General features: G+C 62.0%; 14 protein-coding genes. 10 read left to right on the top strand and 4 right to left on the bottom strand.

The window, feature by feature from the left end:
* Positions 1-175 precede the first annotated feature (175 nt).
* The 3 genes from RG540_RS19225 to RG540_RS19235 all read left to right on the top strand — a co-directional run bounded on the left by RG540_RS19225 (position 176) and on the right by RG540_RS19235 (position 3,151).
* Positions 176-958 carry a cyclase family protein gene (locus RG540_RS19225; RefSeq protein ID WP_038591235.1) on the top strand — a complete coding sequence of 261 codons (783 nt, stop codon included), beginning with the start codon at positions 176-178 and terminating at the stop codon, positions 956-958.
* A gap of 64 nt (positions 959-1,022) precedes the next feature.
* Positions 1,023-2,612: a phytoene desaturase family protein gene (locus RG540_RS19230; RefSeq protein ID WP_038591237.1), complete on the top strand. Its 1,590-nt coding sequence runs from the start codon at positions 1,023-1,025 to the stop codon at positions 2,610-2,612.
* Positions 2,613-2,641: 29 nt separating this feature from the next.
* Positions 2,642-3,151 carry a MarR family winged helix-turn-helix transcriptional regulator gene (locus RG540_RS19235; protein ID WP_038549831.1) on the top strand — a complete coding sequence of 170 codons (510 nt, stop codon included), beginning with the start codon at positions 2,642-2,644 and terminating at the stop codon, positions 3,149-3,151.
* A 5-nt stretch (positions 3,152-3,156) separates the two neighbouring features.
* Here the strand turns inward: RG540_RS19235 and RG540_RS19240 are convergent, their stop codons facing one another.
* The 4 genes from RG540_RS19240 to RG540_RS19255 all read right to left on the bottom strand — a co-directional run bounded on the left by RG540_RS19240 (position 3,157) and on the right by RG540_RS19255 (position 10,915).
* The gene (locus tag RG540_RS19240; RefSeq protein WP_038591240.1) at positions 3,157-4,527 is read right to left on the bottom strand and encodes an AcvB/VirJ family lysyl-phosphatidylglycerol hydrolase; all 1,371 of its coding nucleotides are present in this window, start codon (positions 4,525-4,527) and stop codon (positions 3,157-3,159) included.
* Complete coding sequence (gene mprF / locus RG540_RS19245; RefSeq protein ID WP_038591242.1) at positions 4,524-7,106, bottom strand: bifunctional lysylphosphatidylglycerol flippase/synthetase MprF; 2,583 nt, start codon at positions 7,104-7,106, stop codon at positions 4,524-4,526. Before mprF ends, RG540_RS19240 begins: the two co-directional genes overlap by 4 nt.
* A 101-nt stretch (positions 7,107-7,207) precedes the next feature.
* Positions 7,208-8,755 carry an indolepyruvate oxidoreductase subunit beta family protein gene (locus RG540_RS19250; RefSeq protein ID WP_051909527.1) on the bottom strand — a complete coding sequence of 516 codons (1,548 nt, stop codon included), beginning with the start codon at positions 8,753-8,755 and terminating at the stop codon, positions 7,208-7,210.
* Between the two features lie 3 nt (positions 8,756-8,758).
* A complete protein-coding gene (locus RG540_RS19255) occupies positions 8,759-10,915 on the bottom strand; it encodes an indolepyruvate ferredoxin oxidoreductase subunit alpha (protein ID WP_038591244.1) in 2,157 nt (718 codons plus the stop codon).
* A 398-nt stretch (positions 10,916-11,313) separates the two neighbouring features.
* Here RG540_RS19255 and RG540_RS19260 point away from each other — a divergent pair, with 398 nt between their 5' ends.
* The 7 genes from RG540_RS19260 to RG540_RS19290 are packed head-to-tail and all read left to right on the top strand — an operon-like array spanning position 11,314 to position 17,842.
* Positions 11,314-13,656 carry a bifunctional salicylyl-CoA 5-hydroxylase/oxidoreductase gene (locus RG540_RS19260; protein WP_038591247.1) on the top strand — a complete coding sequence of 781 codons (2,343 nt, stop codon included), beginning with the start codon at positions 11,314-11,316 and terminating at the stop codon, positions 13,654-13,656.
* A 10-nt stretch (positions 13,657-13,666) separates the two neighbouring features.
* A complete protein-coding gene (locus RG540_RS19265; RefSeq protein ID WP_038591250.1) occupies positions 13,667-14,464 on the top strand; it encodes an SDR family NAD(P)-dependent oxidoreductase in 798 nt (265 codons plus the stop codon).
* Positions 14,465-14,505: 41 nt separating this feature from the next.
* On the top strand, positions 14,506-14,952 hold the full coding sequence (locus tag RG540_RS19270) for a cupin domain-containing protein (protein ID WP_038594288.1): 447 nt from the start codon (positions 14,506-14,508) through the stop codon (positions 14,950-14,952).
* A 59-nt stretch (positions 14,953-15,011) separates the two neighbouring features.
* Positions 15,012-15,854, top strand: coding sequence for an enoyl-CoA hydratase family protein (locus RG540_RS19275; protein WP_038591253.1), 843 nt, complete (start codon positions 15,012-15,014; stop codon positions 15,852-15,854).
* Positions 15,854-17,029, top strand: coding sequence for an acyl-CoA dehydrogenase family protein (locus RG540_RS19280; protein ID WP_038591255.1), 1,176 nt, complete (start codon positions 15,854-15,856; stop codon positions 17,027-17,029). The genes RG540_RS19275 and RG540_RS19280 overlap by 1 nt, the downstream gene beginning before the upstream one ends.
* 8 nt (positions 17,030-17,037) lie before the next feature.
* Positions 17,038-17,469, top strand: coding sequence for an acyl-CoA thioesterase (locus RG540_RS19285; RefSeq protein WP_038591258.1), 432 nt, complete (start codon positions 17,038-17,040; stop codon positions 17,467-17,469).
* Positions 17,447-17,842: a RidA family protein gene (locus RG540_RS19290; protein WP_038591261.1), complete on the top strand. Its 396-nt coding sequence runs from the start codon at positions 17,447-17,449 to the stop codon at positions 17,840-17,842. Before RG540_RS19285 ends, RG540_RS19290 begins: the two co-directional genes overlap by 23 nt.
* Positions 17,843-17,846 lie beyond the last annotated feature (4 nt).

The following is a 17,846-nucleotide window of genomic DNA, read 5'->3' on the forward strand; positions in this document are numbered from 1 at the left end:
ATCGATGTTCTTCCATAGGGATCGAGCACGTAAATTTGCGCGATGCAGCCTCGCCCAATTGCTTGCATCCTCATATTTTCTGCAATAGGTTTCCTCATCGTTCAGCGGCATCCGGAGAGGAAAACCGGCTGCTGCCCGGCTCACGAAACCGGTCATTCAAGGGGAACCCGGCACCATGTCTTCCACAACGCTCACCAGTCTCGCTTCCGCTCTTCTCTCCGGTTCGGTCAAGGTCGTCGACCTGACGGCGCCGCTCGGGCCGGATACCCCCGTTCTTTACCTGCCGCCGCAGTTCGGCAAGAACACGCCCAAGGTCGCCGTCCACACGATCTCCGAATACAACGAGGACGGTCCGTTCTGGGCGTGGAACTGGCTGGAACTCGGTGAGCACACCGGCACTCATTTCGATGCGCCCTGTCATTGGATTACGGGCAAGGACAAACCGAACAACACGACCGACACCATCCCACCGCAGAATTTCGTGGCGCCGGTCAATGTCATCGACCGCTCCAAGGAAGCGGCAGAAAACCCGGACTATCTGCTGACCGTCGACAGCATCAAGGAATGGGAAGCCGAGCACGGCGCGATCGAGGCCGGCAGCTGGGTGCTGATGCGCTCCGACTGGTACAAGCGCAACGGCTCGACTGAAACCTTCCTGAATGCAGACGAGAACGGCCCGCATTCCCCCGGCCCGACCGCCGAAGCGATCCAATACCTGATTTCGAAAGACATCATCGGCTGGGGCCAGGAAACCATCGGCACCGATGCCGGTTCGGCCGGCGGCATGAACCCGCCCTTCCCGGCCCATAACCTCATGCATGGCGCGGGTAAATATGGCCTCGCATCGCTGTCTAACCTCGACCAGCTGCCGCCGAAGGGCGCCGTGCTGATCGCCGCCCCGCTGAAGCTCGTCAAGGGCACCGGCTCGCCGGTCCGCGCCCTTGCGCTGATCTCCTGATCCGATCGAAGGGCCGGACCGGAAGGTTCCGGCTCTTTCCGTATCCAGCAGGAAGACGGGCGACATGGCGGATTTTGACTACATCATCGTCGGCAGCGGCATCAACGCGCTCGTGGCCGCCGCCATGCTCGGCAAGAAGGGCAAAAAGGTCCTCGTTCTGGAGCGCAGCGGCCGCATCGGCGGCTGCCTGTACACGGATGAAATCACCGAGCCCGGCTTCATCCACGACGTGATGGCCACCACCATGGTGCTGTTCCTGACCTCGCCCGCCTACGGCGCGCTCGGCAAGGATCTTGAAGCCCGCGGCCTCGAATTCGCCCATGCCGACCTGCCGACCGGCGTGCTGCGCCCGGACGGCTCCTCCGTCATCTTCTCAAAAGATCGCCAGCGCAATATCGCAACCTTCGAGGCACTCGCGGCCGGCGACGGCAAGACGTTCGACAAGGAAATCAATGCGCTTGGCGCCGATGCGGCCTTCCTGTTCTCTCTGCTCGGCGGCGCACTCTGGTCCGGCACGACGCTGAAAACCGTCGCCAGACAGGGATGGGGCAAGGGCCTGCGCCAACTCGCTGCCTGGTTCGGCGATGCACTGACACCAGCGCGCGGCTATCTCGAAACCACCTACAAGTCTGAAGCCGCTCACGCACTCTGGGCGCCCTGGGTCCTGCATTGCGGCCTTGCGCCGGAAAGCGCCTATTCGGCCGAAATGGTTAAGGTCATCGGTTTTGCAATCGAACTCGCGGGTTGCCCGATCGTCAAAGGCGGCGCGGCTAACCTCGTCACTGCCTTCGAACGGCTGATCACGGATCAGGGCGGCGCGATCCGCCCTGGCGCGGATGTCGAACGCATCCTTCCCGGCCCCGATAACAAGGCCGCCGGCGTGCGGCTGGCAGGCGGCGAGACCATCGACGCCGTATCCGGTGTCGTCTGCTCCACGACGCCAAACCAGATCTATGACCGACTGCTGAAGGACTGGCCGCAGCCCGCCCCCGCAGACATAACGGAAAGCGTCGCACGCTACCGTTATGGCAAAGGCAATATGCAGATCCACTACGCCCTTTCCGCGCCGCCGCGCTGGAAGGGCGATCCGGAACTCGGCAAGGTGGCGCTGCTGCACCTGACAGCCGGCCTCGATGGCGTCTCGCGCGCCACCAATGAATGCGAACGCGGGCTGTTGCCTGCCGAGCCGACCGTTTGCGTCGGCCAGCCCGCCAGCTTCGATCCGTCGCGCGCGCCGGACGGCAAGTCGATACTCTGGCTGCAGCTTCCCGAAGCGCCGCGCTTCATCAAGGGCGATGCGGCCGGTGAGATCGCCACACCTGCCGACGGTCGCTGGACCGACGAGCTGCGCGAACTTTATGCCGATCGCATCGAGGCTCTGCTTTCCCGCCACATCGAGAATTTTGCCGAGATAAAACTCGCCCGCCGGGCCTATTCTCCGGCCGATCTGGAGGCGATGAACATGAACCTCGTCGGCGGCGATCCCTATGGCGGCTTCTGCGGGCTCGACCAGTTTTTCCTCTGGCGGCCCCTCAAGTCGTCTGTTAACCACCGCACCCACGTGCCGGGCCTTTATCATATCGGCGCCTCGACCCATCCGGGACCGGGGCTTGCCGGCGGCTCCGGCTTTCTGCTCGCATCGTCGTTGCGTTGAAACGACGTGGTCTAGGAGACATGGATTTCATGGCGGAACGGTTTTCAGGTGTGGTGCTGCGCTGGCATCAGGAGGGCGATCAGGAAAATCGACCGACCATGGGCGAGATCGGCCTCAACCATTTCGCACCCTATCTGATGAACCGCATCATCTCCCGCTGGAATTCCAACATGGCGGAGGAGTTGCGCGAATACGACTTGTCGACGGCCAAGATGCGCACGCTTGCGGTCCTCAGCGTCTCTGCTTCGCTCACGATCAACGAGCTTTCCGTCTTCGCCGTCATCGAACAGTCGACCATGAGCCGCACGCTCGATTCCCTCGAAGACCAGGGTTACATTCGCCGCACGCCGCGTGCCGAGGACATGCGCATCCGTGATGTGACGATCACCGAGGAAGGCCGTGCCGCCTTTGGGCGCTTCTGGCCGACCATGTACGATTCATTGCTGCGGATGTTCGACGGCATCGACGAGGAGGAATACCGCGCCTTCACGGGCACGCTGCACAAGATCCTCCTCAACATCCGCAAGCACGAGATCTGACCGGTCTATTTCGAAAGCCGGGTCTGCAGGCTGTCGCGGATGCGTTTGCCGAGCGCCTGGTAGTTCTCGTCGAAATGATGTCCGCCCTCGATCGGCACCACCTCGACGCCCTTGTCCTTCAGCGTCGGGCAGGGATCGTCATCCTCGTCGGTGCCGTAGACGCATTGGATGAGCTTCGGATCGATCTTGACGATGTCGGCCATCGGATCGCCCCCCTTGCCGTCGCCTGCCACGCCGAGCCAGCCGGTCACGGAAATCTCGTAATCCACCTCCTTCGACAGGCCGAGCAGCGTGATCTGCTTCACTCGCACCCGGTCTGAGGTCGGCAGGAGGTTGTAGGCGGCCGGCAGCACATCGGCGCCAAACGAATAGCCGACCAGCAAGACATTCTGAACGCCCCATTGCCGGCGATAATATTCGATGATCTTGGCCAGATCGTCCGCAGTCGTCTGCGGCGTGCGTTCGGACCAGAAATATCGCAGCGAATCCAGGCCTATCGTCGGAATTCCCTGCGATTGCAGATAGCCTCCTACTTCGCTATCGAGGTCGCGCCATCCGCCATCGCCGGAGAAGATCACCGCCATCGTGTTCATCGCCGGCTTGGCTTGAAGTACAGTCAGCGGCAGGTCGAGCGGCTGGTTGGTACGGCCGGTAGCCGTGATGCGAGCGGCAAGCGCCTGTGAGAGTGCCACATCGGAAGTCTCGCTCGAATTGCTGAGCTCGACCTCGGGATGATCCTGTTTCAGGCGAAGGCCATGTGCCTTGCCGGCTGCATCGGCTGTAGCGGTGGAAATGATTGTCACAGCAGCCGGCAGAGCACCGTCGTCAAAACCATAAACCGTGCGATCACCGACTTTCTGCTTGGAGGCCGGCGTGCAGAGTTCCTTCGCAAGCGGGACGCCTGCCAGCGGATCGACGGCAATGGCCTCGTCGATCGTCGCATTCGGGCTCTGGGAGATCATCGCAAGCGCCAATGCACCGCCCTCGCCGATGCCGGCGACGATCGGGTGACGATATTGCGGGTTGCCGATCCGCCGCTGCACCTGCTGCGAAACGTCCTCGATATCGGAAACCATATAGACGCATTCGCCGTCATCGGCGCCGAGCGACTTGATATAGGAGGGGAAATCGATGCCGACCACGGCCGCACCGGCGGCGAGCAGCTTCTGCGCCTCGGTATCCTCCCGCGCCCCCCAACCCTGTCCGCCGGAAATCAGGAAAACGATGCCTTCGAGCTCGCTGCCGTTGTTCGGCACGAGGATACGCGGCTGCGGGATCAGGCCTGTATGATAGTCCTGCTGATCCTGGGCGGCAGCCGTCAAGGCGCCGCACAACAGAGCGGCAAGCGCGACAAAAAAGGAACGCAGAAACATCATTTACCAACCACTCCTCTCAAGCCGCCGCCAATCAGGAGCGTTGCGTCCATCATCACGATGGCGGGGCTGACGCCCCCTGCCACAGCCAGGTAACGCGGCTCCCAGACGGGATGGAACTTCGACTTGAAAGCCTTTAACCCTTTGAAATTGTAGTACCGTTCGCCGTGCTCGAAGACAACGCTGCCAATCCGGTCCCAGGCAAGCGCAGCCTCGCGTGTGGACATGCCGGAAAGCGGCGCCATGCCGAGATTGAAATGTCCATAACCGGCATCGCGGAGATATTCCATGATCTTCACGAACAGGAAATCCATCGAGCCTTTCGGCGCGTCCGGCATAAAGCGCATCAGGTCGACGGTGCCTTCATACTTCGTGTCGGTGAGCGATAGCGTTGCGAAGGCGACGATGCGGCCGTCCTTCCTGAGGGTCGCGACCGGCTGGGCGCTGACATAATCATCCCGGAAAGCGCCGAGCGAAAAAGTCTTCTCACGCGTATTGTGATCCTCCAGCCAGGCATCCGACACGCGCCGGAGTTCTTCGACATGTGCCATCACATCCGGCTGCTCGATGACGGAAAACTCCAGCCCTTCGCGCGCACCCTTGTTGACGGCCTGGCGAAGCCCGGCCAGCCGGCCGCCCTTGAGGTCGAAGCGGGACAGGTCGACGATCGCCAATTCACCAAGCTTGAAGGCCCTCAGCCCCGCATCGGCGCAATGTGAAAGAAGCCCGGGCGAAATCTGATAGAGCACGGCGCGACCACCCTGGGCGCGGGCTTCCTCGACGAAACGCCAGACGAGATCCGCCATCTCCTCCTGCGGTCCAACCGGATCGAAAAGCGCGATCCAGGAGCGCCCCTGGATGCCATACATGAGGAAGGCATTGCCGCTCTCTGAGAACATCAGCCGCTTGTCGCCCATCCGCACAAGGTTGGCATCCGCATTGTCGTGAGCCATGACGAGCCGGATTGCCCGCTCCAGATCGTCCGCCGTGGACAGAGCCGAACGTCGGACCGCCGGCCGCAAAAGACTGAACAGGGAGATTGTGGCGGCGAAAATCGCAAGGCCAAGGACTGCACGCAAGCCGCGCGGCGCTTCCTCGGAAAATTCGAACTGCCACCAGAGTTCGCGGCTGTAGTCCACTTCGCGATAGACGAAAAGCAGGACCGTGATCGCCGCGGCGACGACGATGAGCATGGCCGCGATCCAGCTCGGCGACAGCACCTGCCCGAACAGCGACGCCCGGCGCTTGAACTGCCTGGCGCTGAGGAACAGGCCGATCAGCAGGATAATCAGGAACGATGCCTCGAAAAGCGCGAGCGCCCGCATGAAGGCCAAAACCAGGGCCAAGGCGGTGCAGACCATGGCGGCCCACCACGCACCGTCCAGCCGCTGGCCGATGCCGCGCGCCGTGACGAACAGCAGCAGGCCTAGAATGCTAGAAAGGAAATGCGCGCCTTCGAACACCGGCAGCGGCAGGTAGTTCCCGAGGAAATTGATATCGGAATCCGGTGTCGGCGTCACGCTCGAGAAGATCAGCATGGCGCCGGCGATCATCGAGAACGTCGCCAGAAGCGGCGGCGCGAGACGGAATTCGAGCTTGCGAAGCGTCGAGGCAACGGGATGATGGGCAAGCTGGCGAACTTCGACGCCAATCACCATCAGCGTAGCGATGAGCAACGGCAGGACGTGATAGATAACCCGGTAGAGAACGAGACTGCCGAGCACTTCGTCAAGGCTGACCCGATTGCCGAGTGCCGCTACGATCACCGTCTCGAAGACGCCGAGACCGGCTGGCACATGGCTGAGGACACCCAGGCCCACGGCGGTCGCATAGATCGCCAGGAAGGATGGCCAGCCAATTTCCGTCTGCGGCAGGAGCACGTAGAGAACCGAGGCCGAGGCGGCGATGTCGAGCGCGGTGATCAGGAACTGCTGTGAGGACGTGCGGCTATCCGGCAGACGGATGCTCAAGCTTCCGACCGAGACCGTTCGTCCGTCTCGCCCGAGGATCAGGACTGCAGTGAGCACGATGATGATCACGATTGCACCGGCGCGCACCCAATCGCCGTCGATATCGAGGAGGGCGCCGATCCTCGGCGCGGTGACCAGCGATGCGAGCGCCGTGACCGCCAGAAGCCCGATGCCGAAGGCAAGTGTCACGAATGCGATGACGCGACCGATATCGTCCGGCGAAAGCCCCAGGCGCGAATAGGCGCGGAACCGGATGGCCCCGCCGCTGAGCGCTCCAAAGCCGGCCGTGTTGCCGACCGCGTAAGCACTGAAGGCCGTTATCGCGACGGGCACGAACGGCAACGAACGGCCGATATAGGTAATCGCGTTCACGTCGTATCCGACCAGTGCCGCGAAGCTCAGGGCCGTGAAGAAAACCGCAAGCCCGATCGAGGATAAACGCGTGTTGGCGAGCGCCTCGATAACATCGTCATAGCTGACCTCAGTCGTGAGGTTGTAGATTGCAAAAGTCGTGAATGCGAAAACCGCCAGCGCCGCAACGGCGATGAGGTAAGGACGGTACGTCTCAAGAATGTCTCGAAAGCGACTTGGCTGACGATCCGTGGATTCCATGTGGGCTGCCGGTACTTGCAAAAACTGGGTGTCTAGACTTCAGTCAGATGCGCAGCAAAAGCAACGGGATCGCGGCTATAATGTGTCTTTATCCTTAAAACCTAAAGCGTGGAGACCGTCTTCAAAGCGCCGTCGAGAGCAATGCCGCTTTCGTCCAGAAGGGCCGCCTGGCGCAGGCGCTTCATCCAGGCAGCACCGTCTTCGCGGTCCGCCAAGGTCGTCAGCGCCGACATCACCCGGTCGAACTTCGAAAGCCCACGCGCATGGGTGTCGGAATAACCCTTCACCAGACGGCGGTTGTTGAGCACCTCGACCGCGAGATCGTAATTTCTCGAAAGAAACGACGTCGCGGTATTGAGCCAGGCCTCGCGATGTTCGGTCTCGCGCAGGTGCCGGAGCGTGCCACGTCGTATGCGCCGCAACGCTGCCAGCGTATAAAGCGTCAGGAACCAGAAGAGCGTGCCGGTCTGCACACGACGGCCCTTGTTGATGCGGCGATCGAGCCAGGCAAAGATCTTCGGGCGGCTTTCAACCCAGAGACCTAGCCGCTTCGGCATGGTCCCCACGACCTCTTCCATGCGCGGATGCATGTATTCGGTCATATAGAGGATCTGGTCCTGCTTGACGCCGACTTCCTTGGCGACCCGATTGAAGCGGGTGCCGCGAGTCTTGAGGTCCGCGACGCGGATGACATCGTCATAGGCCATGGCGACGGCGACGTATTTCGCCGACTGGACGGTGAAAGCATAGTCGCGATCCTCGCCGCCATTGACACGGTCGAGTGCGTGGAGTTTGCCAACCCGATCGAGATATTCGGCCGCGTAAGCCGGATCCTGGAAATCCGTGAGCTTCTTGACGCCTGCAAACAGCAGTGGCCAGGCGACCTCCGGAAATTCTGCGCGCATGCGATGGACGAGACGATCGAGATCCGGATGGCCGGCGGTTTCCGGCATCGTATCGAAACGCTTCGGCGGCAGGGCGACCACTTCGTCGCGCGGCTTGGTTTTCGCCCGCTCATAGGCGGCATTGAAGGCGCGCAGGCTGGGTTCAACGCCCTTGCCGCCACCACGAATGGTCGCCTCGAAGGCATCCTTCGGGAAAGGCAGCACATCGGCAGCCGCAAGCGCGCCGAACATCGAGGCAGAGATGACGCTGCCGTTTTTCGTCGCCAGCGTATCCATGTCGAAGGCGATGGTGCGTTTGGCAGCGAAATCGGTCGCGCCGACCACCACGGTTGGATCGCCGATGCCGTCGCCCGGCTTCTCCTTCTCGCCGACGGCGAAAGAACGGTGCGTCGAGGCGATCAGCGTGGTCTTGTCCGGCGTCACCAGACCGCGCAGTACGGAGCGTCCGGCTTCCATCAGTTCAGCGGCCAGCACGACATCAACATCGCCGGGCGTCGGCATCAGCGAGAAGATCGGCGACACGCCGTCGCGAGCGGGCAGCATCTCGATATAATAGATCGTCGCGCCGGTGCGCTGGGCAACGCCCGGCACCGAGGTCGACTGCGCCATCCAGCCCTGCTCCTCGGCAAGGCCGACGACCCAGTCGGCCAGCACGCCGCCGCCCTGGCCGCCCATAGCCATGATCGCCAGCGTCAGCGGCTTGTCGGAAGCGTAGAGCGTCTTGAGGTTCACGGTCTCGTTCATCGATCAAGCCTCCGCGAAAACGACGCGGCCGGCGGCACGGCGCGCCTGCAGCCAGCCGATCACCGAAGCGCGGAATTTCGATAGGAACTTGTCCCAGCCGGTCGGATTGTGGATGATATCGGCGCGATAGAACGACGGACAGAGAACGGCGGCCTCGGAAACCTCGCCGCAGTTGCCGCAGCCGACGCAGCTATTGTCGATCGCCGCAACCGGATCGTCTTTCAAAGGATCATCCGTGTGTTTGACCGACAGCGACGGGCAACCGGAAAGACGGATGCAGGCGTGATCCCCGGTGCAGACGTCCTCGTCCACCCCGAAGCGCTCCTTCACCATGCGCTTGCCGTCCTTGACCGCCTGATTGAACTGCGGCTTCACGCGGCGCTGCTTGTTCAGCATGCATTCGGAAGAGGCAACGATGATCTTCGGGCCTTTTTCCTTGCTCGTCAGCGCTTCCTTCAGCGTGTCGCGCATCTTGGCGACGTCATAGGTCCGGTCGATCTGGCGCACCCAGGTGGCGCCGATGCCCTTCACCGCATTGACGATCGAATTGTTGGTCTTGCGGTTCGGGTTGATGGCGCGGGAGGAGAGAATGTCCTGCCCGCCGGTCGCCGCCGAATAGAAATTGTCGACGACGAGGATGACGCCGTCCTGTTTGTTGAACACCGCATTGCCGACCGAGGTCGCCAGGCCGTTGTGCCAGAAGCCGCCGTCGCCCATGACGGCGATAGAGCGTTTGTCCGCCTCGACATTGAAGGCGGAAGCGGAAGCAGGGCCGAGACCGTAGCCCATCGTCGTGCCACCGATATTGAAGGGCGGCAGGATCGAGAACAGGTGACAGCCGATATCGGCCGAGACGTGATGTTCGCCGAGTTCCTTTTCGACCAATTTCATGGCCGCAAAGATCGGCCGCTCCGGACAGCCGGTACAGAAACCGGCCGGACGCGCCGGCACGACTTCGGCCAGAGCCTTCACCTTGGGGTCGTTGAGAACATCGCTCGGATCCGGCACCGGCGGCTGATTGCCGAGAAGCAGGCGATCGTACATCTCGATGAAGGTCTTCAGCCCCTTCATCATCACGGGCGCGGTATATTCGCCGCCGAGCGGCAGGATGTCCTTGCCGTGCAGGCGGGTCTGGATGTCGCGACGGCGCATCAGCGTATGGAGCGTCTGCTCGATATATTCGGGCGCGCCTTCTTCCACCATGATCACGGCTTTCTTGCCGAGACAGAAATCGACGACCTCGTCATCGATCGTCGGATAGGCGACGTTCATCACATAGATCGGCACCGAGGAATTGCCGTAGACATCGGCCAGGCCGAGCTGCTGCAGGCCGCGCATGACGCCATTATAGAGACCGCCAAGCGTAATGATGCCGATCTCGCCTTCTTCGGGGCCGAAATGCTCGTTGAGCTTCTTTTGCCTGATGAAGTTGACGGCAGCCGGCCAACGGCGCTCCAGCTTGTCCTTCTCTTGCCCGAAATTCGCCGGCGGCAGGACGATGCGGTTAACGTCGCGGACCGGGTTTTCCAGCGCCTCGCGGAGCGTGAACTTAGGCCGCTGGTTATCCTTGGCAACGAACTGGCCGTGCACGTGACAGGCACGGATGCGTACCTCCAGCATGACAGGGGTGTTGGAGGCTTCCGAAAGCTGGAAGCCATCTTCCACGGCCTGAACCATCGCCGACAGGTTGGGACGCGGGTCGAGAAGCCACATCTGCGACTTCATCGCGAACGCATGGCTGCGTTCCTGCATGATCGAAGAGCCTTCGCCGAAATCCTCGCCGAGGATGATCAGCGCTCCACCATTGACGCCGCCGGAGGACAGGTTGGAGAGCGCGTCCGACGCGACATTGGTACCGGCCGTCGATTTCCATGTCACGGCACCGCGTACCGGATACATCACCGAGGCAGACAACATCGCCGCCGCTGCCGCTTCCGACGCCGAGGTCTCGAAATGAACCCCGAGATCCTCCATGATGTCCTTGGCATCGGCCAGTACGTCCATCAGATGCGAGATCGGAGAGCCCTGGTAACCGCCGACATAGGAAACGCCGGATTGCAGCAGCGCCTTGGTGATGGCCAGAATGCCTTCCCCACGAAAAATCTCGCCTTCTCCTAGTTTGAGATCCTCGACTTCGCGCGCAAAAGATCGCTCGGCCATGGCAGTTCCCCTTCGCCTTGTCGGCTTCAATCCATAATCATTTGCAAAAGCATATTTTCGACACCCGCCATTTGTCAATTCACAAATGCCGCCAGAACGGTCAGCGCTGCTTCAGCCGATCATCCAGCGGGACAGGGAGAGCGAGCAACAAGAATCATTATATATGCTAATGCATATTATTTGATCGTTTCGGCGTGAAAACTACCGGCGTCGCCGCAAATCATCCCCGCCGCCCTGCAAGAGTCCTGCAAGAGTACGGTCTGAGAGCGAGCCCGAAGCCTGAACCGACGACTCTATAAAAACCCAAGTCGCCGGAATTATCCGCTTGACGGGTCGATCAAACGCCATATAGTTTAAACTTAAAATAATGAACGACTGAACGTCAGGAGGACTTGGATATGCGCATCGTCTGTATCGGTGGCGGCCCGGCCGGTCTCTATTTCGCGCTCCTGATGAAGAAGCTGCATCCCGAGCATTCCATTTCCGTTGTCGAGCGCAACAAGCCTTACGACACGTTCGGCTGGGGCGTTGTCTTCTCCGATGCCACCATGGTATCGATGAAGGCGTGGGACTCGGAAAGTGCGGCCGAAATCGAGGACGCCTTCAACCACTGGGACGATATCGAACTGCTGTTCAAGGGCACGCGCCAGCGCACCTCCGGCCACGGCTTCGTCGGCATCGGCCGCAAGAAGCTCCTGAACATCCTGCAACGCCGCTGCGAGGCGCTGGGCGTCGAGCTCGTCTTCGAGACCGATTCCAGCGGCGATCTCGATTATCCGGATGCCGACCTGATCATCGCCTCCGATGGCTTCAACTCGAAGATCCGCAACCGTTATCCGGAAGTCTTCGAGCCGGACCTTGTGGTGCGCCCGAACCGCTATATCTGGCTCGGCACGAATAAGCTTTTCGACGCCTTCACCTTCGACTTCCGCAAGACGGATCACGGCTGGTTCCAGGCGCATATCTACAAGTTCGACGACCAGACCTCGACCTTCATCGTCGAAACCACGGAAGAGGCTTACGAAAAGCACGGCCTCGGCCAGATGGACCAGCAGGGCTCGATCGATTTCTGCCAGGACCTGTTCTCGGAAGTCCTCGAAGGCTCCGAACTGATGACCAATGCCCGGCACCTGCGCGGCAGCGCCTGGCTGAACTTCAACCGCCTGATCTGCGGCAAGTGGAGTCATTTCAACGGCAACTCGCATGTCGTGCTGATGGGTGATGCCGCCCATACCGCCCATTTTGCGATTGGTTCCGGCACCAAGCTCGCGATCGACGATGCGATCGAGCTCAGCAACCAGTTCAACAAGCTCGGCCATTCGAAGGACACGATCCCGGAAGTCCTCGAAACCTATGAGGAAATCCGCCGCGTCGACGTCGCCCGCATCCAGAATGCCGCCCGCAACGCCATGGAATGGTTCGAAGTGGTCGGCCAGCGTTACGCCGATACGCTGGAGCCGGAACAGTTCATGTATTCGATGCTGACCCGCTCGCAGCGCATCAGCCACGAAAACCTGCGCCTCCGCGATCCCAAATGGCTGGAAGGTTACGAGCGCTGGTTCGCCAGGAAAAACGGCATCGAGGTGGCCGGCAACGGCCGCACCCTGCCGCCGATGTTCACGCCCTATTCGCTGCGCGAAACCCATTTGCCGAACCGTATCGTCATGTCGCCGATGGCCATGTACTCTGCCAAGGACGGGTTGCTGGACGATTTCCATTTGGTCCACCTCGGGTCCCGTGCGCTCGGCGGTGCCGGCCTCGTGTTCGGGGAAATGACCTGCGTCTCGCCCGACGCCCGCATCACTCCCGGCTGCCTCGGCCTCTGGAACGAAGAACAGGCGGCCGCCTGGAAACGCTTCGTCACTTTCGTGCATGACAATTCCGCCGCCAAGGTCGGCATCCAGCTGGGGCACGCCGGCCGCAAGGGCTCGACCAAGGTCGCCTGGGAAGGTATCGACCAGCCGGTCGAGGAAGGCGGCTGGGATCTGATCTCGGCATCTGCTCTGCCCTACCTCAAGACCAGCCAGGTTCCGAAGGCTATGGATCGCGCCGACATGGATCGGGTGAGGGCCGACCACGTTCGGGCGGCCCGATATGCGGCCGAAGCCGGCGCCGATTGGTTGGAACTTCACTGCGCGCACGGTTATCTTCTGTCGAGCTTCCTTTCACCGCTCACCAACATCCGCACCGACGAATACGGCGGCAGCCACGAGAACCGTGCGCGTTATCCGCTGGAAGTCTTCAAGGCGATCCGCGAGGTCTGGCCGGAAAACAAGCCGATTTCCGTGCGTCTCTCCTGCCATGACTGGTTCGAAGGCGGAAACACGCCGGAAGACGCGGCGATCTACGCGCAGATGTTCAAGGATGCCGGTGCCGACCTGATCGATTGCTCGTCCGGCCAGGTGTGGAAGGAAGAAAAACCGGTCTATGGCCGCCTTTTCCAGACGCCGTTCTCCGACAAGATCCGCAACGAGATCGGTATCCCGACCATCGCCGTCGGCGCGATTTCGGAGGCCGATCATGCGAACTCGATCATCGCCGCCGGCCGCGCCGATCTCTGCGCCGTCGCCCGTCCTCATCTCGCGGATCCGGCCTGGGTTCTGCATGAAGCGGCAAAGATCGGTCTGACGGACATTCCATGGCCAAAACAGTATTACTCCGGCAAGGCGCAGTACGAGACAAACCTCGCGCGTGCTGCGGCCGCCGTTGCCCCTCCGGCTGTCGGCCCGGCGGCGAAATAAGGAACGCATCATGAGCGAAGCGCCCTCCGCCAGACTTGCCAACCGTCACGCCCTCGTCACCGGCGCGGGCTCGGGCATCGGCGCGGCGATCGCGACGGCGCTGGTGGAAGCCGGTGCGCTGGTCACCCTCGCCGGCCGACGAGCCGAACCTCTGGAGGCACTTGCCGCAACGCTTGGCAGGGACAAGGTCTGCGTCGCGGACGGTTTCGACGTCACCGACGAGATCGCCATCGACAATGGCCTCAAGACGGCGCGAGCCGCGTTCGGCCCTGTCGACATTCTCGTCAACAATGCCGGCGAAGGCCCGAGCGCGCCCTTCGAAAAAACCTCGCTGGAGATGTGGAACCGGGTCATGTCGGTCGATCTCACCGGCGTATTCCTCGTCACACAGGCCGTCCTGCCGGATCTCAAGGCTTTTGGCGCGGGCGCCCGCATCATCAACATCGCCTCGACTGCCGGGCTCACCGGCTACGCCTATGTTTCGGCCTATGTGGCCGCAAAGCATGGCGTCGTCGGCCTCACCCGCTCGCTGGCGCTGGAGCTTGCCAGGACCGGCATCACGGTCAACGCCGTCTGCCCCGGCTTCACGGACACGCCGCTGATCGCCCGCTCGATCGAGACGATCGTAGCCAAGACCGGACGGACGGACGAGCAGGCGCGACAGGAATTTACCAGGAGCAATCCGCAGGGGCGGCTGGTGAAGCCGGAGGAAGTTGCGGACACGATTCTGTGGCTGGCATCGCCCGGAGCGGCGTCGATCAACGGACAGGCAATCGCGGTTGCCGGGGGAGAAGTCATGGCAGGCTAGTCGGCCTCGGCATGGATCAGGAACGAAACCGGGAGATCAAGATGGAACTGGAAAAGGGCATAACCGAGAATGGTAGCGGATATAACGGCACCAGCTGGAATATCCTCGGCCAAGTCTATTTCCCGAAGGCGGTCTGCGACGACACCTTCGCCTTTGAAACCAACAGTCTGCCGGGTCAGTTCGTGCCTGTGCACGTACACCCGACCCAGGACGAATTTATCCTCGTGCAGGAGGGTGAACTCGATCTGAAGCTCGACGGCCAATGGGTCAAGGCAAAGGCTGGAGATCTGGTGCGCATGCCGCGCGGCATCCCTCACGGTTACTTCAATAAATCCGACAAGCCGTGCCGGGCACTCTTCTGGGTCTCCCCGGCCCGCAAGCTCCAGAAGCTTTTCGAAGAGCTGCACGAAATGACCGACGTGGAGGAGATCGTGAAGGTTTCCGCCGCGCACGAGGTGGATTTCCTGCCGCCCTCCGCCAACGACTGACCCAGGAGGAGTCCTGCCGCCCGAAAGGGACCGGTCGATGAAAAGGAGAGGAGACGAACATGAGTGACGTGATGAAGGACATGAAGCACAGCTTCCGCGACTACCAGCCGAAACATTTCCTCTGGGAAGTGAGCGAAAACGGCCGCGTCGGGACGGTTCGCCTCAATCGTCCGGAGCGCAAGAACCCGCTGACCTTCGAAAGCTATGCGGAACTGCGCGATCTTTTTCGCGATCTCGTCTACGCCTCCGACATCCGCTCGATCGTCCTGACCGGCGCCGGCGGCAATTTCTCCTCCGGCGGCGACGTCTTCGAAATCATCGAGCCGCTGACCCGTATGGCGATGCCGGACTTGCTCGCCTTCACCCGCATGACCGGCGATCTCGTCAAGGCGATGAAGAAATGCCCGCAACCGATCGTCGCGGCCGTCGACGGCATCTGCATGGGTGCCGGCGCGATCCTCGCCATGGCCTCCGACATGCGGTTGGCGACGCCCGAAACCAAGACCGCCTTCCTCTTCACCCGCGTCGGCCTTGCCGGAGCCGACATGGGCGCCTGCGGAATCCTGCCGCGTATCATCGGCCAGGGCCGCGCCGCCGAACTGCTCTTCACCGGCCGTTCGATGAACGCGGATGAAGGGCAGGCATGGGGCTTCTTCAACGCCCTTCACGCGCAGGACGTGGTCGAGGCAGAGGCCGCCAAGCTTGCCCATTCGCTGGCGGATGGTCCATGGTTCGCACACACGATGACCAAGACCATGCTGAACCAGGAATGGGCGATGGGCATCGAAGAGATGATTGAATCCGAAGCCCAGGCGCAGGCGATCTGCATGGCGACCAAGGATTTCCGCCGCGCCTTCGAGGCTTTTGCCGAAAAGCGCAAGCCGGTCTTCGAGGGCGACTGATGGCCAACCCCACGACGCTCAAAGGACCGGCGCGCGATTTCCTCGACTGGCCTTTCTTCGACGCGAGCCACAAGGCGCTCGCCGAAAAACTGGATGCCTTCGCGGCATCCGGCGCGCTCAGCCTCATCGATCATTCGGATACGGACGGCGCCTGCCGCGCGATCGTCAAAGCGCTCGGAAACGCCGGCCTTCTCGACGCGGCGACCGGCGCTGGCGGCAGCCAGCCGATCGACAGCCGCGCGGCCTGCCTTACCCGCGAAACGCTTGCCTGGCATGACGGCCTTGCCGACTTCGCCTTCGCCATGCAGGGCCTCGGCACCGGCGCGATCGGCCTTTCCGGTTCCGAGGAGCTTCGCCGAACCGTCCTGCCGAAAGCGCAGTCGGGCGAATGGATCTCCGCCTTCGCACTGTCGGAGAAGGAAGCCGGCTCGGATGTCGCCGCCATGGCCTGCGCTGCCCGAAAGGACGGCGACCACTATATCCTCGACGGTGAAAAAACCTGGATCTCCAACGGCGGCATCGCTGACGTCTACACCGTTTTCGTTCGCACCGGCGAGGCGCCCGGCACGCGCGGCATTTCTGCCTTCGTGGTGTTCGCCGACGATCCCGGCTTCTCGATCGCCGAGCGCATCGACGTCATCGCCCCGCATCCGCTGGCAACGATCCGGTTCGACAACTGCCGCATCCCGGCTTCGCGGCTGCTGGGCGCGCCGGGTGAAGGCTTCAAGATCGCCATGCGGACTTTGGACATTTTCCGAGCCTCCGTCGCCGCCGCCGCTCTCGGTTTCGCCAAGCGGGCGCTGGATGAGGCGCTCGCCTATGCCAAGGCGCGGCCGATGTTCGGCAATCACCTGTCCGACCTCCAACTGACGCAAGCCGCCTTCGGGGACATGGCAGCCCAGATTGATGCGGGCGCGCTCCTCACCTATCGGGCCGCCTGGCGTCGTGACGTACAGGGCCTGCCGACCACCAAGGAAGCCGCGATGGCCAAGATGGTGGCGACGGAAAACGCCCAAAGCGTCATCGACCGCGCCGTGCAGATCTTTGGCGGCCGAGGGGTGAAGAGCGGCGAGATCACCGAGAGCCTCTACCGGGAAATCCGGGCGCTGCGCATCTACGAAGGCGCGACCGAGGTGCAAAAGCTCATTATCGCCCGCGAACTGTTGAAGGCGTGAGGGCGATCATGGCTTACACGACCTCCCGCCGATTGAATTTTGGAGATTGCGACCCGTCCGGCATCGCATATTTCCCCTCCTACCTGAACATACTGGTGGGGGTCTGCGAAGAATTTTTCGGCGCGATCGGCTCGCCCTGGCCGGACATGATCAGCCGCCGCAAGATCGGTGTGCCGACCGTGACGCTGGACGTCGCGTTCAAGAGCCCTGGCTACCATGGCGATATGATGGATTTCACCGTGAAAATTATGCGGATCGGCAACAGTTCCGCCGATCTCGAATACGAGGTGCGGGCCGACGACAGGCTGCTCTGGACCGCCCGGCAGCGGCTGGTCGCCACCTCGCACGAAACCCACAAGGCCCTACCCTGGCCTGACGATATGCGCGCCGCGCTGACACAGCATCTGGAGAAGAGTAATGCACACCATCCTGCAGCCTGAAGGCTGGGCAAAACCGATCGGTTACGCCAACGGCGTCGCCGCCAACGGCCGCCAGGTCTTCGTCGGCGGGCAGATCGGCTGGAATGGCCAATGCCAGTTCGAAACCGACGATTTTGTCGGCCAGGTCAGGCAGACGCTGCAGAACGTGGTCGCCGTGCTGGCCGAGGCCGGCGCCGGACCCGAGCACATCACCACCATGACCTGGTATTTCACCGACAAGGCCGAATATCTCGGCAACCTCAAGGGCATCGGCCAGGTTTATCGCGAGATCATCGGCAAGCACTTCCCGGCCATGGCCGCCATGCAGGTCGTGGCGCTGGTGGAAGACCGCGCCAAAATCGAAATCCAGGCGACCGCCGTCATTCCGGCCTGAGGCA

It is taken from the genome of Neorhizobium galegae bv. orientalis str. HAMBI 540, assembly GCF_000731315.1.
Taxonomy (GTDB): domain Bacteria; phylum Pseudomonadota; class Alphaproteobacteria; order Rhizobiales; family Rhizobiaceae; genus Neorhizobium; species Neorhizobium galegae.

What these genes read in the sequence shown, in the direction of transcription:
- RG540_RS19275 (WP_038591253.1), top strand. Translation starts at nt 15,012, where the DNA reads ATGAGTGACGTGATGAAGGACATGAAGCACAGCTTCCGCGACTACCAG.
- RG540_RS19230 (WP_038591237.1), top strand. Translation starts at nt 1,023, where the DNA reads ATGGCGGATTTTGACTACATCATCGTCGGCAGCGGCATCAACGCGCTC.
- RG540_RS19260 (WP_038591247.1), top strand. Translation starts at nt 11,314, where the DNA reads ATGCGCATCGTCTGTATCGGTGGCGGCCCGGCCGGTCTCTATTTCGCG.
- RG540_RS19240 (WP_038591240.1), bottom strand. Translation starts at nt 4,527, where the DNA reads ATGATGTTTCTGCGTTCCTTTTTTGTCGCGCTTGCCGCTCTGTTGTGC.
- RG540_RS19280 (WP_038591255.1), top strand. Translation starts at nt 15,854, where the DNA reads ATGGCCAACCCCACGACGCTCAAAGGACCGGCGCGCGATTTCCTCGAC.
- RG540_RS19225 (WP_038591235.1), top strand. Translation starts at nt 176, where the DNA reads ATGTCTTCCACAACGCTCACCAGTCTCGCTTCCGCTCTTCTCTCCGGT.
- RG540_RS19265 (WP_038591250.1), top strand. Translation starts at nt 13,667, where the DNA reads ATGAGCGAAGCGCCCTCCGCCAGACTTGCCAACCGTCACGCCCTCGTC.
- RG540_RS19235 (WP_038549831.1), top strand. Translation starts at nt 2,642, where the DNA reads ATGGCGGAACGGTTTTCAGGTGTGGTGCTGCGCTGGCATCAGGAGGGC.
- RG540_RS19290 (WP_038591261.1), top strand. Translation starts at nt 17,447, where the DNA reads ATGCACACCATCCTGCAGCCTGAAGGCTGGGCAAAACCGATCGGTTAC.
- RG540_RS19285 (WP_038591258.1), top strand. Translation starts at nt 17,038, where the DNA reads ATGGCTTACACGACCTCCCGCCGATTGAATTTTGGAGATTGCGACCCG.
- RG540_RS19270 (WP_038594288.1), top strand. Translation starts at nt 14,506, where the DNA reads ATGGAACTGGAAAAGGGCATAACCGAGAATGGTAGCGGATATAACGGC.
- mprF (WP_038591242.1), bottom strand. Translation starts at nt 7,106, where the DNA reads ATGGAATCCACGGATCGTCAGCCAAGTCGCTTTCGAGACATTCTTGAG.
- RG540_RS19255 (WP_038591244.1), bottom strand. Translation starts at nt 10,915, where the DNA reads ATGGCCGAGCGATCTTTTGCGCGCGAAGTCGAGGATCTCAAACTAGGA.
- RG540_RS19250 (WP_051909527.1), bottom strand. Translation starts at nt 8,755, where the DNA reads ATGAACGAGACCGTGAACCTCAAGACGCTCTACGCTTCCGACAAGCCG.